The organism is Sinomonas sp., from assembly GCF_051955515.1.
Classification (GTDB): domain Bacteria; phylum Actinomycetota; class Actinomycetes; order Actinomycetales; family Micrococcaceae; genus Sinomonas.
Genome location: NZ_JBQCGQ010000047.1, coordinates 1 through 14,688, shown reverse-complemented (window position 1 = coordinate 14,688; position 14,688 = coordinate 1). Strand labels below are relative to the sequence as shown.

General features: G+C 69.3%; 14 protein-coding genes, 1 pseudogene and 1 riboswitch. Of the genes and pseudogenes, 2 read left to right on the top strand and 13 right to left on the bottom strand.

Annotated elements, in window-relative coordinates; all coding sequences use genetic code 11:
- Window positions 1-180: 180 nt before the first annotated feature.
- The 8 genes and pseudogenes from ACTHL9_RS02520 to ACTHL9_RS02485 all read right to left on the bottom strand — a co-directional run.
- Window positions 181-891, bottom strand: a complete 711-nt coding sequence (locus tag ACTHL9_RS02520; RefSeq protein ID WP_440517094.1) for a metal-dependent transcriptional regulator — start codon at window positions 889-891, stop codon at window positions 181-183.
- A gap of 15 nt (window positions 892-906) precedes the next feature.
- Window positions 907-2,217 (bottom strand): Nramp family divalent metal transporter, encoded by a 1,311-nt coding sequence (locus tag ACTHL9_RS02515; RefSeq protein ID WP_440517096.1) that lies wholly within the window; start codon window positions 2,215-2,217, stop codon window positions 907-909.
- A gap of 39 nt (window positions 2,218-2,256) precedes the next feature.
- Window positions 2,257-3,018: a class I SAM-dependent methyltransferase gene (locus tag ACTHL9_RS02510; protein WP_440517093.1), complete on the bottom strand. Its 762-nt coding sequence runs from the start codon at window positions 3,016-3,018 to the stop codon at window positions 2,257-2,259.
- Window positions 3,019-3,047: 29 nt separating this feature from the next.
- A complete protein-coding gene (locus tag ACTHL9_RS02505; protein WP_440517092.1) occupies window positions 3,048-4,469 on the bottom strand; it encodes an aminotransferase class V-fold PLP-dependent enzyme in 1,422 nt (473 codons plus the stop codon).
- Window positions 4,470-4,502: 33 nt separating this feature from the next.
- Window positions 4,503-4,616: riboswitch (SAM riboswitch) on the bottom strand.
- 87 nt (window positions 4,617-4,703) lie between these two features.
- Window positions 4,704-5,522, bottom strand: a complete 819-nt coding sequence (hisN, locus tag ACTHL9_RS02500; RefSeq protein WP_440517090.1) for a histidinol-phosphatase — start codon at window positions 5,520-5,522, stop codon at window positions 4,704-4,706.
- A gap of 46 nt (window positions 5,523-5,568) precedes the next feature.
- Entirely contained in the window at window positions 5,569-6,663 is a 1,095-nt protein-coding gene (gene rsgA, locus ACTHL9_RS02495) for a ribosome small subunit-dependent GTPase A (RefSeq protein ID WP_440517089.1), read from the bottom strand.
- A 4-nt stretch (window positions 6,664-6,667) separates the two neighbouring features.
- Window positions 6,668-8,026 (bottom strand): 3-phosphoshikimate 1-carboxyvinyltransferase, encoded by a 1,359-nt coding sequence (gene aroA, locus ACTHL9_RS02490; RefSeq protein ID WP_440517088.1) that lies wholly within the window; start codon window positions 8,024-8,026, stop codon window positions 6,668-6,670.
- A 137-nt stretch (window positions 8,027-8,163) separates the two neighbouring features.
- Window positions 8,164-8,733 (bottom strand): annotated as a pseudogene (locus ACTHL9_RS02485) (DoxX family protein); the annotation flags it as partial.
- Between the two features lie 231 nt (window positions 8,734-8,964).
- Between ACTHL9_RS02485 and ACTHL9_RS02480 the strand changes: the two are divergent.
- Both ACTHL9_RS02480 and rsrA read left to right on the top strand, forming a co-directional pair.
- On the top strand, window positions 8,965-9,660 hold the full coding sequence (locus tag ACTHL9_RS02480; protein ID WP_440517087.1) for a sigma-70 family RNA polymerase sigma factor: 696 nt from the start codon (window positions 8,965-8,967) through the stop codon (window positions 9,658-9,660).
- Window positions 9,657-9,929, top strand: coding sequence for a mycothiol system anti-sigma-R factor (gene rsrA / locus ACTHL9_RS02475; protein WP_138413106.1), 273 nt, complete (start codon window positions 9,657-9,659; stop codon window positions 9,927-9,929). Before ACTHL9_RS02480 ends, rsrA begins: the two co-directional genes overlap by 4 nt.
- A 158-nt stretch (window positions 9,930-10,087) precedes the next feature.
- Here rsrA and ACTHL9_RS02470 read toward each other — a convergent pair whose 3' ends face one another.
- The 5 genes from ACTHL9_RS02470 to ACTHL9_RS02450 form a co-directional block, all read right to left on the bottom strand.
- On the bottom strand, window positions 10,088-10,162 hold the full coding sequence (locus tag ACTHL9_RS02470) for a 50S ribosomal protein bL37 (RefSeq protein ID WP_420821030.1): 75 nt from the start codon (window positions 10,160-10,162) through the stop codon (window positions 10,088-10,090).
- Window positions 10,163-10,248: 86 nt separating this feature from the next.
- Window positions 10,249-10,899: a PadR family transcriptional regulator gene (locus tag ACTHL9_RS02465; protein ID WP_440517086.1), complete on the bottom strand. Its 651-nt coding sequence runs from the start codon at window positions 10,897-10,899 to the stop codon at window positions 10,249-10,251.
- Window positions 10,896-11,744 carry a DUF4097 family beta strand repeat-containing protein gene (locus ACTHL9_RS02460; RefSeq protein ID WP_440517084.1) on the bottom strand — a complete coding sequence of 283 codons (849 nt, stop codon included), beginning with the start codon at window positions 11,742-11,744 and terminating at the stop codon, window positions 10,896-10,898. Before ACTHL9_RS02460 ends, ACTHL9_RS02465 begins: the two co-directional genes overlap by 4 nt.
- A gap of 116 nt (window positions 11,745-11,860) precedes the next feature.
- Window positions 11,861-12,463, bottom strand: a complete 603-nt coding sequence (locus ACTHL9_RS02455; RefSeq protein ID WP_440517095.1) for a GDSL-type esterase/lipase family protein — start codon at window positions 12,461-12,463, stop codon at window positions 11,861-11,863.
- Window positions 12,464-12,656: 193 nt separating this feature from the next.
- On the bottom strand, window positions 12,657-14,688 hold a 2,032-nt coding region (locus ACTHL9_RS02450), incomplete at its 5' end, for a multifunctional oxoglutarate decarboxylase/oxoglutarate dehydrogenase thiamine pyrophosphate-binding subunit/dihydrolipoyllysine-residue succinyltransferase subunit (RefSeq protein WP_440517082.1).

Sequence of the window (14,688 nt, the reverse complement as noted above, 5' to 3'; positions counted from 1 at the left end):
TCCCTCCTGTGCGTCGCGGCAGCCGGAAGCATCATGGGGGGAGTGCTCGACGACGTGGGCTTCCACCGCGGCCTGCTCGCCTCGACGGCGCTTCTGGCAGCGAGCGCCCTCACCTCCGGCGCGGCGATCCGAAACCCGGAGCGGGAGCCTTCCGGCGTGGACCGGGAACGCTAGAGGCGACTACGCCCGCTCTAGCGTGCAACCCGGATGCGAAGAGTCGCTGTGCACCCACAGCGAGGACGCGATCGGATCGGGCACATCGAATTCGTGCGCCCCGTTTCCGGCCCCGATCCTCACGACAAGCGGGCCCCCGAACGGCTTCCGGCGGACCACGTGCACGGCGGTATCGAGGACGATGCGTTCCCGGGCGAGGTAGCGGAGCATCTCGGGATCGTCGTCGCTGATGCGGGTGATCCGGCCTTCGTGGCCCGGGTCGAGGTCGCCCAGCGGCAGGGCTGACGGGCGCTCCACGCGACCGGTGGGACTCGGGATCGGGTCGCCGTGCGGATCGCGGTCGGGGTGGCCGAGCTTCTCGGCGAGCCGCTCCACGAACGTGTCCGAGACGGCGTGCTCAAGCTGCTCGGCCTCGTCGTGGACCTCATCCCAGCTGTAGCCGAGCTCTTGAACGAGGAACGCTTCGAGGAGACGGTGCCGGCGGACCATGGTGAGGGCGAGGCGTTCGCCGGCGGCAGTAAGCCGCACCGCTCCGTAGGGCCGGTGGTCCACGAGGCCCTGATCCTTGAGCTTGCGCACCATCTCAGAGACAGAGGAGTTCGCAACGCCGAGGCGGGCCGCGAGCTGGGAGGAGGTGATGGGCTTGTCCTGCCACTCCGTGAAGGAGTAGATGACCTTCACGTAGTCCTCGATCGAGGATGACGGCTGGCTCTTCACCGTTCCAGCCTACCGTCAGGCGTGGGGCGCAAACGTGAGCCAGACGAGCATGAGGTTGAGGGCGATCACGAGGCCCGCACTGGCCCAGGCGGCAAGCGCGACGCCCCGCGAGGTCCGGAACTCCCCGGTCACCTTTCGGTCCGACGTCATCCGGATCAGGGGGATGAGCGCGAAGGGGATGCCGAACGAGAGGACAACCTGGCTGACGACAAGGGACATCGTCGGGTCGAGGCCGAGCGCCAGGAGCACGATCGCCGGCACCAGGGTGATGCCGCGGCGCAGGACGAGCGGGATCCGGCGGTGCAGGAGCCCCTCCATGATCGTCGCACCGGCGTACGAGCCGACGGCGCTCGAGGCGAGCCCGCTCGCGAGCAGGCCGACGGCGAATGCGGTTCCGATGACCGGTCCCAAGGCACTCTCGATGGCGGCGTGGGCCCCCTCGATCGTGTCGGTGCCATCCCGGCCGCCGAGCGTGGAGGCGGCGAGGAGCAGCATGCCCAGGTTGACCACGCCGGCGATTCCCAGGGCGACGACCACGTCGAAGCGGGTGCCGTGCAGGAGGCGGGCGACGGCGGAGGCAGGCACCTTGGTGTGCGGGTCGGAGCGATGGCGGTCGCGGGAGAGCGCAGAGTGGACGTAGATGGCGTGAGGCATCACGGTCGCGCCAAGCATCGAGGCTGCGAGGAGGACCGTGTCCGGCCCCTCGAAATGCGGGACGATCCCCGACAGCAGGCCGGACGGCGAGGGCGGGCTCACGCAGAGCCCCGTGAGGAATCCGATGGTGATGACGGCGAGGAGTCCGATGATGGCCAGCTCGAACCGCTGCTGGGTGCGGTGGTTCTGGACGGACAGGATCGCCATGGAGACCACGCCCACGATGAAAGCGCCGAGCGGAAGCGGGATGCGGAACAGGAGGTGGAGGGCGATCGCACCGCCGACAACCTCCGCCAGATCGGTTGCGAGGGCGACCGTCTCGGCCTGGAGCCAGTAGAGCCGCCGTGCCCCCGGGCGCAGCCGTTCGCCGAGGAGCTCGGGGAGGGTGCGGCCCGTCACGATGCCGAGTTTTGCGGACTGGTACTGGACGAGCATGGCCATCGCGTTGGCAAGGACGATGACCCAGACGAGGAGATAGCTGTAACGCGCACCCGCGGTGATGTTCGCAGCGACGTTTCCCGGGTCCACGTACGCGATGCAGGCGACGAAGGCGGGCCCGAGCAGTCCGAGGACGTTGCGCAGGGCTCTGCGGTGACGCGGCACTGTGGTGGACCGGATCGTCCTGCTCATCTGCTCTCCCTCTCGCCGCTCCTCATCCTCGAGTTTCGGTATGCCTAAATTCTAGTTGTGAGCGACAGGAGGGGCAAGGTGCTAGGAACGGGGAACCGCCCGCCACGCCTGAGTCCTATACGGGAGCAGCAGGATCTCTTCGTCCGAGTGGCCGAGATGCTCGTGGAGGTACCACGCGAGATTCGCCTCGACCTTCGCGCGGTGCTTCTCGGAAGCGCGCAGATAATAGCTGCGCGACTTGGCGAGCTCGACGATGCCCTGCGGCGTGATCGGATCCTCCCAGGGGAAGGAGGCGGCCTCCCAGCCCGTCAGCTCGGGGCCAGACGGAGGATGGAAGTCGGGCTTGTGAACATCGCCCGCGTGCATGATGCGGGTCAGCCGGTGAACCCACGGGACGGAGGTATCGAGCTGGTTCCAGACGAGGGCAACCCTGCCACCGGGCGCGAGCAGGCGCACGGCCTCACGAGTGGCCGCGTGCGGATCGAACCAGTGCCAGGCCTGGGCTGCCACCACGAGATCGGCCGACGCGGACGGCAGCCCGGTGGATTCGGCGGGGGCCACCACGGTCGCGATGCCCGGATGCAGGCGCCGCAGCTCGGCGAGCATGCCTGGGCTCGGATCGATGGCCGTCAGCGTCAGTCCGCGGTCCGCGAGCAGGGCCGTGAGCTTGCCGGTTCCAGCGCCGAGGTCGACGGCGGTCCTCGCCTCGGAGGGGACCAGCCAGTCGACGGCGTCGGCAGGATAGCCCGGTCTCACCCTCTCGTAGTGCTCGCCGCCGGCGAGAAAGGCGTCGGCGAGCTCCCGCCGTCGTCGTTCGTCGAATTTCGGTCCGCCACGTGCCATGCCTAGGAATCTATCCCCAGACAGCCGCCCTACTCGTCGACGCTGCAGGGAGCAGCGCCTGCTGTCCCCGGCGTGTTCGGCGCCCACGCAGGAAACGGCCGGCTGTCGTGCGACGGAACCCACCGCCCGGCATCGACCGCGTAGTCGAGGCGCAGCCCTCGCTCGACAAGCTCCCGCACGGCGTCCACGAGACGCTCGACGTCCTCGAGGCGCGAACCAAGCCCGAAGCTGGCCCGCAGGGAGCCCGACGGCAGCCCGAGGCGTCGGAGTGCGGGGTGGGCGCAGAAGCGACCATCACGGAGGCCGATGCCGTGTTCGGCCGAAAGGTAGGCGGCCGCCAGGCCAGCGTCGTGCCCCGGTACCGAGAAGTTGACGATGCCGACCGCACCTCGGGACGCCTTGCTCGTCCCCAGGTCCGAGTCCTCGAAAAGGCGATGCACAGTAACGCCGTCGATCTCCGAGAGCCCGCGCACCAAGGCTGTGCGGAGCCCCTGCTCGTGGGCGTGCCACGCGGATTCGTCGATCCCGCCGAGCACTTCGGCGGCCTTGGCAAGCGTTGCCGCGCCCAGGACGTTGGGCGATCCAGCCTCGTGCCGGGCGGGTCCGTCGGCCCAGGCCACGGAATCGAGGCGGACTTCGCGCACGGCGCCACCGCCGGCGAGGTACGGGCGGCCATCGTCGAGCCAATCCCGCCGGCCCACGAGCACTCCAGCGCCGAACGGCGCGTAGAGCTTGTGCCCCGAGAACGCCAGATAGTCGATGCCCGTGCCGGCAACGTCGATACGCCGGTGCGGCGCGAGCTGGGCAGCGTCGACGGCGATGCGGGCGCCATGCTCATGGGCGAGGGCCGAAAGCTCGGCGATGGGCAGGATCTCGCCCGTGATGTTCGACGCGCCGGTGACGGCCAGCAGGCTGATCTCCCCGGCCTTGAGCCACGCCCGCACGCGTTCAAGCGTTTCGGAGAGGGTCCGCGCCGCAACGACGCTGCGGTGCGGCCGCGACTGCCACGGAAGCAGGTTGGCGTGGTGCTCGATGTCGAGGTACAGGACGTCGCCCGAGGCGGGCAGGCAGCCCGCGAGGAGGTTGAGCGAATCCGTGGTGTTGCGCGTGAAGATGACCTCGTCGTCGGCCCTCGCCCCGACGAAGTCGCGCACGATGCCGCGCGCGTTCTCGTACAGCGATGTGCTGACTTGCGAGGCGTAGCCTGCGCCGCGGTGGACGCTCGCGTAGTAGGGAAGGACCTCATTGAGGTACGCGGCCACCTCGGCAAGGGCAGGCGCGGATGCGGCGTAGTCGAGGTTGACGTACCGCGTCTCGCCGCCGGTTGCCAACGGGGCGACCAGCTCACCGCCGATGACGTCAGCGAGAGGGCGGCGGAGCTCGGGCGCGGGCGCGTCGGGAGCCTTGGGGGTCTGTGCAGGGGATGGGGGAACGACGACGGGTGTGCTCACAGTGCACCTCGGGGTCGGGGCCCCGCCTCGCGGGGGCCGCGCTTGCCGAATCCGCTCCGGACCGGCCTGGTCGTCACCCGGGGCACCCCGCCGCGTGAGGAGGGTTGCCGGCCAGCAAGCCGGGGCTTCGCGCTGGCACTCGTGACCTGAGGAAGAGATTAGGCGAGGGGACCGAAACACTCCAGCCCGACAAGTCGTGTTACACCTCGTGAAGGCGGCGGCACGAGTCCCGCCTCACGAGGTGAGCAGGTCGTCGTGCTCCGGGTTGAGCCGCTTGAGGGCGTCTGAATGCAGGATGCCGTTCGTGGCGAGCGCGTTCTCGCCCCAAGGCCCGTCGGCGCCGTCGAGCGAGGTGAACCTGCCGCCGGCTTCGGTGACAATCGGCACGAGCGCCGCCATGTCGTACAGCGCGAGCTCAGGCTCCGTGGCGATGTCCACCGCTCCCTCCGCGACAAGGCAGTACGACCAGAAGTCGCCGTAGGCCCGGGTCCGCCAGACGTCTTCGGTCAGGCTCAGGAAGTCGCCGAGGCTCCCGCGTTCCCGCCACCCAGACAGGCTCGAGTAGGAGAGCGAGGCGTCCTCGATGCGGGAGACGTTCGAGACCTTCAGGCGCGTCGCCGCGGCCAGCGAACGCCCCGTGTAGGCACCAGCTCCCTTCGCCGCCCACCATCGGCGCCCGAGGGCGGGTGCGCTCACCACGCCGACCACGACCTCGTCGCCGTCGGCCAAGGCGATGAGCGTCGCCCACACCGGGACACCGCGCACGAAGTTCTTCGTGCCGTCGATCGGATCGATGATCCATCGCCGCGCGCCGTGGCCGGTCGTCCCGAACTCCTCCCCGATCACGGCGTCCCGCGCCCGCGAGCGCGAGAGCTGGGCGCGGATCGCTTCCTCGGCAGCGCGGTCTGCGTCGGTCACGGGGGTCAGATCGGGCTTGGTCTCGACGCGCAGATCGAGGGCCTTGAACCGGTCCATGGTCAGAGCATCGACCGAGTCCGCGAGGACGTGGGCCAAGCGGAGGTCGTCGGTGTAGCTCTCGGCGGCGAGGGTCATGGAGTCCACGCTATCGCTTCGCGGAAGTACCAGGCGTGAACTGGGGTCAGAGCGTGCCGAGCTCCTTGGCATCCGCGACTTCATCGCGCGGACTTGCCCCGAGCAGCCGCCGCAGCGATGCGAGGCGCGCGGGCCCCTGCGGCCCGGCCTCTCCGTTCGCGACCCACTCGTCGAGACCGCAGTCCACCGCCACCGCGTCATGGCGGCAGCCGCGAGGGCAATCCTCAGTCCCGGGCTCGAGATCGGGGAAGGCGTGGAGGATCCGGTCGGGGTCGACGTGCGCGAGACCGAAGGAGCGGATCCCCGGGGTGTCGATGATCCAGCTGCCCGGGGGCGCTCCTTCGAGTCGCAGCGCGAGGGCTGAGGACGAGGTGTGGCGCCCACGGCCGGTGACCGCGTTGACGCCGCCGGTTGCGCGGTCCGCCCCCGTGAGCGCGTTGACCATGGTCGACTTGCCCACGCCCGAGTGACCGAGGAGCACGGTCACCTTCCCGTCGAGCTCCTCGCGCAGCTGCGCGACCGCCTCATCGTCGAGGCGGACGCTGTCACGGTCCTCGGTTCCGTCTGCCTGCACCTCGGCAGAGCGGCTCACGACGACGGTGAGCGGCAGCAGCTCATACGTCGCCAGGAGGGCGGCCGGATGGCGCAGGTCTGCCTTGGTCACCAGGAGGAGCGGCTCGATGCCAGCGTCGTATGCCGCCACGAGCGCGCGGTCGATGAAGCCGGTGCGCGGTTCGGGGTTTGCCGCAGCGACGACGATCACGAGCTGGTCGGCGTTGGCGACGACGACGCGTTCCACCGGATCGTCGTCGTCCGCGCTGCGCCGCAGCACGGTGCGACGCTCATTGATGCGGACGAGGCGGGCGAGCGTATCCGGTCGGCCGCTCACATCGCCCACAAGCCCCACGAAGTCACCGGGGACGACGGCGGTCCGCCGCAGCTCGCGCGCTCGGGCCGCGATCACGATCCGCTCGTGCGGCGTGTCCTCCGCGACAACCGCCGTGTACCTGCCGCGGTCGACCGTGACGATCCGTCCCTCGACGGCGTCGTCATGCTTGGGGCGTTCCTTCGTCCGGGGACGGCTTCCCCGCTTGTTGGGCCGGATGCGGACGTCGCTTTCGTCCCATTCCCGAGGGGCCATGGGGCTACTGTGCCCCGCCCGCCGCAACCTGGGGCGCACGCCGCCCATCGGAGCCCTGCGCGAGCATCCGAGCCCACATCTGGGGGAATTCGGGCATGGTCTTCGACGTCGTCCCGATGTCATCGACCGCGACGCCCTCCACCGCGAGTCCCCAGATGGCACCGGCTGTGGCCATGCGGTGGTCGGCATAGCTGCGCACTACGCCTCCATGGAGGCGGGCCGGACGGATGATCAGGCCGTCCTCGGTCTCCTCCGCATCTCCGCCCAGATGGGTGATCTCGGCGACCAGCGCAGCGAGCCGGTCCGTCTCGTGGCCTCGGAGGTGGCCGATGCCCGTGAGGCGCGACGGGGAGTCGGCGAGGGCGCACAGTGCTGCGACGGTGGGGGCCAGCTCGCTCGTGTCGGCGAGGTCTGCACCCGTGATGCGCTCGCCGCCTCGGACGGTGAGGGTGCCGCCGTCGAGCGTCACCTGAGCCCCGAGCCGCGGGAGGATGTGGCGCCAGGCGTCGCCAACCTGCGTCGTGTGCTCGGGCCAGTTCGGCACCCGCACGGTTCCGCGCGTGGCGAGAGCCGCTGCCAGGAAGGGCCCGGCGTTGGAGAGGTCCTGTTCGATGCGGACGTCGAAGGCGCGGATGGGACCCGGCTTGACGATCCAGTGGTTCGGCACCGAATCGTCCACGTCGACGCCGAGGTCGCGGAGCACGGCGACGGTCATGGCGATGTGGTCGAGGCTGGGCACCGGCCTGCCGACGTGCTCCAGATGAAGCCCTTCGTCGAAGCGCGCGCCGGCCAGGAGGAGCGCCGAGACGAACTGGCTCGATCCGCTCGCGTCGACCACGACGTGGCCGCCGCGGACCGAGCCGCTGGCGTGCAGGGTGAAGGGAAGCGAAGCCGGCTTGCCGCCGTCGGGCGCGCTGAGGGCGACGCCGAGCGAGGCGAGCGCTTCGATCACCGGACCCATGGGGCGCAGGCGGGCGTGGGGGTCGCCGTCGAACGCGATCTGGCCCCGGCAGAGGGCCGCTAGGGGAGGAACGAAGCGCATGACCGTGCCCGCGAGCCCGCAGTCGATGCTGACCGGGCCCAGATCAGGGCGCTCGGGCAGGGGAATCGGCGTGATGCAAAGGTCCGGTCCGAAGTCGCCGTCCCCGGGAACCTCGTCCACGGAAGCACCGAGGGAGCGCAGCGCCGCCACCATGAGCGCAGAGTCGCGCGAGTGGAGCGGCGCACGCAGCACACTGGGGCCTTCGGCGAGTGCCGCGAGCACGAGATAGCGGTTCGTGAGCGACTTCGACCCGGGGACCGTCACCGTTGCGTCGACCGGTCGCGACGCGAAGGGTGCCAGCCACGGCTCCGCAGGCGTCACGCGACCCCGCCCGCCGAGAGCTGGTGCGTCGCGGAATGCGCTGCCTTGAGGGCCTCTGCCCTGGCGTTCCTCGCGGCCGCGACCGCGTCTGCCTTCGCGGCCCTCGCCGCCTTCAGGGCGTCGGCACGGACTCGGCGGGCCTTTTTGGCCGCCTGTTTGGCGGCCTTTGCTGCGTCGGCGCGCACGGACTGGGCGCTCCGGGCGGCATCCGCGCGCACCGACTGTGCCGCCTTCGCCGCATCCACCCGGGCTCCCCGTGTGGCCTTGGCCGCGTCGGCGGCAAGGTGCTGAGCGCGCCAGGCCATGCTCGGGCGGCCCGCGGTATCCACAGACGCAAGGAGGACGCCGCCGGCAAGCGAGGCGTTCTTCAGCAGGGCCGTGCGGCGCGCCCTGCGCAGCTCAGGCGTGCCGATATCGGCCGTACGCCATTCGACAAAAGTGTTGAGCGCGCTGGTGAGGGCAAGGACGGAGGCGGAGAGCCGGGGGGCCTTGCCGAACGCGAAGAGGACACCCGCGCTGAGCTGCGTGGCACCGATCGCCCGGGCGAGGGTCTTCTCTTCGACACGCACAGGCAGGGCATCGGCGGCGCGTCTCAGGACCGGCGAGAGCTGCTCGGCCGTGTCATCGGCATTCTTCAGCTTGTCTGCTCCGGCAATGATGAACGAGGAGGCGAGCAGGGGTCGAGCAAGGAATCGGACTACGGACATATGACGCTCCTGTTCCATCTGGCGCTCTTCTGTTCCATCTGGCGCTGATGTTCGTCACGGCCTCCGAAGTGAGGCCTCCTTGGTGGGTTCCAGCGGGTCCAGTCTTGCACTTTCGGGGAATATTTTCCCTTCGCGGAGGGTTCACCCATTCGTTGAGCCCCCACTGGAGAAGGAGAGTACGTGCTGGTCCTGGACAGTCCGCGCCCCGCCCCGCCAGTAGACTGGTCCGCAATGAGCACCGTCGATTCCATCGAGCCCGACGAGCCCGCGGCAGGAGTTCCCGCGGCCTCTGATCCGGCTGGGGAGAACCCTGAGCAGCGGCGCGAGCGCTTCGAGCGCGACGCGATGCAGTACGTCGACCAGCTGTATTCGGCGGCCATGAGGATGGCGCGCAACCCGGCGGACGCGGAGGACCTGGTCCAGGAAGCGTACGCGAAGGCCTTCGCCGCCTTCCACCAGTACAAGCCGGGCACCAATCTCAAGGCCTGGCTCTACCGGATCCTCACCAACACGTACATCAACCTGTACCGGAAGCGCCAGCGCGAGCCACAGCAGGCCCAGACGGACACCGTCGAAGACTGGCAGTTGGCGCGGGCAGAATCCCACACGTCGACGGGCCTCCGCTCGGCCGAGGCCGAGGCGCTGGACCACCTGCCCGATTCGGACGTGAAGGAAGCCCTGCAGTCGATCCCCGAGGAATTCCGCCTCGCGGTCTACTTCGCGGACGTCGAGGGCTTCGCCTACAAGGAAATCTCGGACATCATGGGCACTCCCATCGGAACCGTGATGTCCCGACTGCACCGCGGACGGAAGCTGCTTCGCGACCGCCTCGCGGACTATGCGGCGGAGCGCGGCTTCGCGGGCGCACGAGTGGCTGCGGCCGCGGGATCTGGCCAGGATTCGAGCAAGCAGGAGAAGGAACAATGAGCAACTGCCAAGGACTCGGGGACTGCGACGAATCGCGGCTTGAGCGGCTCTATGAATACCTTGACGGTGCGCTTCCGGCGGCGGATGTCGCCGAGATCCGCGAGCACCTCGAGGGCTGCACTGAGTGCCGGGAAGAGCACAATCTCGAGTGCATGATCCGCAGCGCGATGAAGCGCAGCTGTGCGGAGCAGGCTCCCGCCGCCCTCAAGGCGAGCATCCTGGAGAAGATCCACTCCTTCCGATCGACCGCCGAGGCTGCAGAGGTCTGAGCCGCGCCTCCGCGCGTCGCCGAGGCCGGAGACGACCGAGGCCGGAGACCACAGAGAGGCCGGAGACGACAGAAGGGCCCGGAGCGTTCCGCTCCGGGCCCTTCCTGCACCGTGGGCGCCGCGAGGGCGCATGGCGCCGAGGCGACGCGAGAGTCGACTCAGCTGTTGGGGCGCCGACCGTGGTTGGCGCCGCCCTTCTTGCGGTCACGGCGCTTGCGTGCACGCTTGCTCATAGTGGCCTCCTTCGACTCAGTGACATGGCGATGGCCCGGAAGGCCGCCTCATATCTTCCCACAGGTTACGTTGAGGACCGAAATCGCTAGGTCCTGCGGAGCGAATTCCGGACGGCAATGCGCGCCTGGTCGAGCACCGTTCTGAGCGTTTCGAGCGTGACCTCGGTGATCGGCTCCCTCGCGGAATGGGTGCGCAGTTCCACCCGGACGTCGTCGCGGAACGCCTGCAGGAGCATCTCGGCCTCCTTGAGACGCCCCTGGCTCTCGGTGCTGAAGCGCTCCGAGGCTGGGACGCGCGGAGGGGACCCCTTCGTCGGCGCCTCTCGACGTGCGGTCCTCGCGGCCTGGCGCGCGGTTTCGGCCGTCGCAGCGAGATCGGCGCGGAGCCCGCGCATGCTCGTGCGGAGGTCCTCGCGGAGCGAGTCGGCGAGCCTCTTGACCGAGGCCGAGATATCCCGCTCGACGCCCGCCAGCTCGTCACGCCTGGCGTCGAGTTCACGCCGGCCGGCTTCGGTGATCCTGTACACGCTCCGGCGCCCGGTCGATTCGGCTGCGATGAGACCTTCCTCGAGCAGCTTCGCCAGACGCGGGTAGATGGTCCCGGGGCTCGGCGCGTAAGTCCCTCCGAAGCGGTCGCTGAGCGACTTGATGAGCTCGTAGCCGTGCCGCGGTCCGTCCTCGAGGAGGGCCAGAAGGTACAGCCTGAGGGCTCCATGCTGGAACACCGGGGGCGTCACTCGGCCGCCCGCTCTCCGCCGTCGTTTGCGTCCGCCGCCGGCTCGCCGCCCGCGTGCAGCACCGAGACGTTGCCTGAGACGGTGTTGGTGCGGAGCAGCATGAGCTTGAGGTCTGGCCCCAGGATCGTCTCGAGGCGTCCCTTGAAGGACGAGAAGCGCGTCTCGTCCACCGCTACGCGGCCCGAGACGGTAGTGGCCGCAAGGTCGACTCCGACGTCGCGCGGCAGCCGGATGGTGACGTCGCCGCTCACGGTGCTCGCGCCGAGCGACTCGCAGTACCCCTCAGTGTCGAAGACGAGGTCCCCGGACACTGACTTGGCCCTGATGTCCTTCAGGCGGCCCGAGGCCGTGACCTCTCCTGAGACGGTCCTGGCGGTCAGGATCCCGTCGTGGCCCCGCGCGATCACGTCGCCGCTCACGGTGTTCAGGTGGAGCTCGCCTTCCGTGCCGTCGCCGAGCACTGAACCCGACACGGTATTGAGCTTGGTGAGCGGGGAGGTTCCGGAGGCAAGGCCGTCGGCGCTCACCGTGCCGATCTCGACTGGAACTCCGCGGGGGATCGCGATCGAGACGACGGCGTGGTTGTCGCTCGTCCCGGATACCGTTCCCATGAGGTTCTTGAACCACCCCTCGAGCCCCTGAAGCTGGTGGCGTACCTCGAGGCGGCCGTTCTCCAGGCTCACCGCCAACGGGTCGCCTCGCACCTCGCTGACCTCGATCACTGTCTGGTCCCCATCGTGGACGAGCACGTCGAGGCGACCTCCCACGATTCCGGCACGGAGCGAGGCGACCCCCTCAACCGTGATGGTCCCTGGTTCGGTAATGCTCCAGCTTTCGGCGTCCATGTCCCCTCCTGGTGAGCGGTGCCCCGGGAAGGGGCGGTCGCGATATATCGCGAACCTGAAGACACGATATATCGCGAGCCTTGGTATGGCAAGAGACCGAAGTGAGCCCGAGGATCCTACTGCTGGGGCTGGGGGAGGCGCAGCCAGGGGAACCAGCCCCTGTGCAGCACGAGCCAGGCGATGAGTCCGTACCCGGCCTGTCCGGGCGCCCCGGCGTTGGCCGCCAGGTCGCCCCTCCACTGCTCGTGGTTGAGAAGCGGGGAGAACGTGTCCACGTAGTAGTGCTTGCGCCTTGTGGTGACGTCCGCGAAGGCGGTGTTCAGCTCGGCGAGCCGGCGGTTCTGGACCGGGTCAAGCGTGGGAGGGGGCCCGACGACGAAGACCTCGGCACTGTTCTGTGCCGCGCTGTCCAGAATATTGGCGACGTTGAGCCGGCTTCTGGCCGGCGAAATGCCGAATTCGATGTCCCGGCCGGAGAGCCCGATCACGAGCCGATTCTCGTAGCCATCGCCGAAGCGCCGCTGCGCCTCATCGAGCCACCGGACGGAGAGGGTTTCGGTGCCCTCCTGGGGAGCGGCGAGCACATAGCTTTCGAGGGTGACGTCCTCACGGGGCGTACGGGCGAGGACGCGACCCAGCCAGCCCAGGGCGCGAGGATCCCCGTTCCCTGCGAGCAGCTCGTCCCCGATCGCCGCGAGGCGAATCTTCCTCTCCTGCACCATGCGCTCCTCCAACTGCCGCCTCCGCCGTGCGCGCACGACTCCTTCGGCTCCCGAGTCTAGCGAACGGTGGGGGACCCCCGGGGGAGGCATGGGGGAGGGGTGCGGGAGGACGACGAGGGCGGCCCCGCACCTCCCAGCGGAAGGTGCGGGGCCGCCGTCGTGCGCGTTCCGGCGCTCGGCTCAGATCCGATCACACGTGGGCGGGGACGCCCACGCGGAAGGCCTCCTCGATGAGAGTGGATTCCTCGGCAGCATGCCGCTTCATGGAGCCGGCCGAAGTGGCCGCGGAGGCCGGGCGGGAGACCACATTGAGCGGGCGGTCGAGTGTCGGAGCCAGATTGAGCGCGAGATACGTCCACGCGCCCTGGTTGTTCGGCTCGTCCTGGGTCCACACGATCTCGGCGTTCGGGTACTTCGCGAGCTCGGCCGCGATCTCCGCCTGGGGGAGCGGGTAGAGCTGCTCGATGCGCACGATGGCCGTGGTGGTGTCCTTGGCCTTCGTGCGCGCGGCGAGCAGATCGTAGTACAGGCGGCCCGACACGAGCAGGACGCGCTGGACGGCGTTCCGGTCCAGGTTCTCGTGCTCGCCGATGACGGGCAGGAAGCTGCCGGTCGTGAAGTCCTCGACCTGGGACGAGGCGGCCTTGAGACGCAGGAGCTGCTTCGGCGTGAAGACGATGAGCGGCTTCCTTGGCCGGCTGTAGGCCTGACGGCGCAGGAGGTGGAAGTGCGAGGCCGGCGTGCTCGGGTGCGCGACGATCATGTTGTCCTCCGCGCAGAGCTGGAGGAAGCGCTCGATGCGGGCCGAGGAGTGATCCGGGCCCTGGCCTTCGTAGCCGTGCGGGAGGAGCATCACGACCGAGGAGCGCTGGCCCCACTTCTGTTCCGCCGAGGAGATGAACTCATCGATGACGGTCTGGGCGCCGTTGACGAAGTCGCCGAACTGGGCCTCCCAGAGGACGAGCGCCTCAGGACGCTCGACCGAGTAGCCGTACTCGAAGCCGAGGGCCGCGTACTCCGACAGCGACGAGTCGTAGATCGAGAGCTTGGCCTGACCGTCCGTGAGGTTCGCGAGCGGAGTCCACTCCGCGCCGCTGACGCGGTCGTGGAAGACGGCATGGCGCTGCACGAAGGTGCCGCGCCGCGAGTCCTGGCCCGCGAGCCGGACCGGCACGCCCTCCATCACGAGCGAGCCGAACGCGGCGAGCTCGCCGAAGCCCCAGTCGATCCCGCCCTCGCGGGACATCTGCTCACGGCGCTCGAGGAGCTGCTTGAGCTTCGGATGGACCGTAAATGGCTCCGGGATCTCAAGGTGCACATGGCCGAGGCGGGCGAGCGTCTCGCGGCTGATCGCCGTGGACTCGGGGTGGCGCTCGCCGGAGTCCTCCTGCTGCTGCGAGATTGGGCGCTCGAGGTCCGAGACGGCCTTCAAGTCGCTCGTCACGATCGGGATCGGTGAGGTCTGCGCCGCGTGGGTTTCGGCGAAGACGCGCTCGAGGCGCTCCTGGTAGTCCCGGAGCAGCTGCTCAGCCTCGTCCTGCGTAATGTCGCCACGCCCGATCAGGCTCTCGGTGTAGAGCTTGCGGACAGAGCGCTTCGCCTCGATGAGGTTGTACATGAGCGGCTGGGTCATCGACGGGTCGTCACCCTCGTTGTGTCCGCGGCGGCGGTAGCAGACGAGGTCGATGATGACGTCCTTGTGGAACCGCTGACGGAAGCGGTAGGCGAGCTGCGCGACGCGCACGACTGCCTCGGGGTCATCGCCGTTCACGTGGAAGACCGGGGCCTGGACCATCTTCGCCACGTCCGTGGAGTACACGGACGAGCGCGACGCGGAGGGCGACGTGGTGAAGCCGACCTGGTTGTTCACGATGATGTGGATCGTGCCGCCTGTGCGGTAGCCGCGCAGCTGCGAGAGGTTGAGCGTCTCCGCGACCACGCCCTGGCCGGCGAACGCGGCGTCTCCGTGGACGAGGATCGGCAGGACCGGGAATGCCTCGCCCCGGTCGAGGCGGTCCTGCTTGGCGCGGACGATGCCCTCGAGGACCGGATCGACCGCCTCGAGGTGGGACGGGTTCGCGGCAAGGTAGACCTTGGTCTTCTTCCCGTTCTCCGCCGTGAACGTGCCCTCGGTGCCGAGGTGGTACTTCACGTCGCCCGAGCCCTGGACGCTCCGGGGGTCCTGGGTGCCCTCGAACTCGCGGAACACCTGGGCGTAGGTC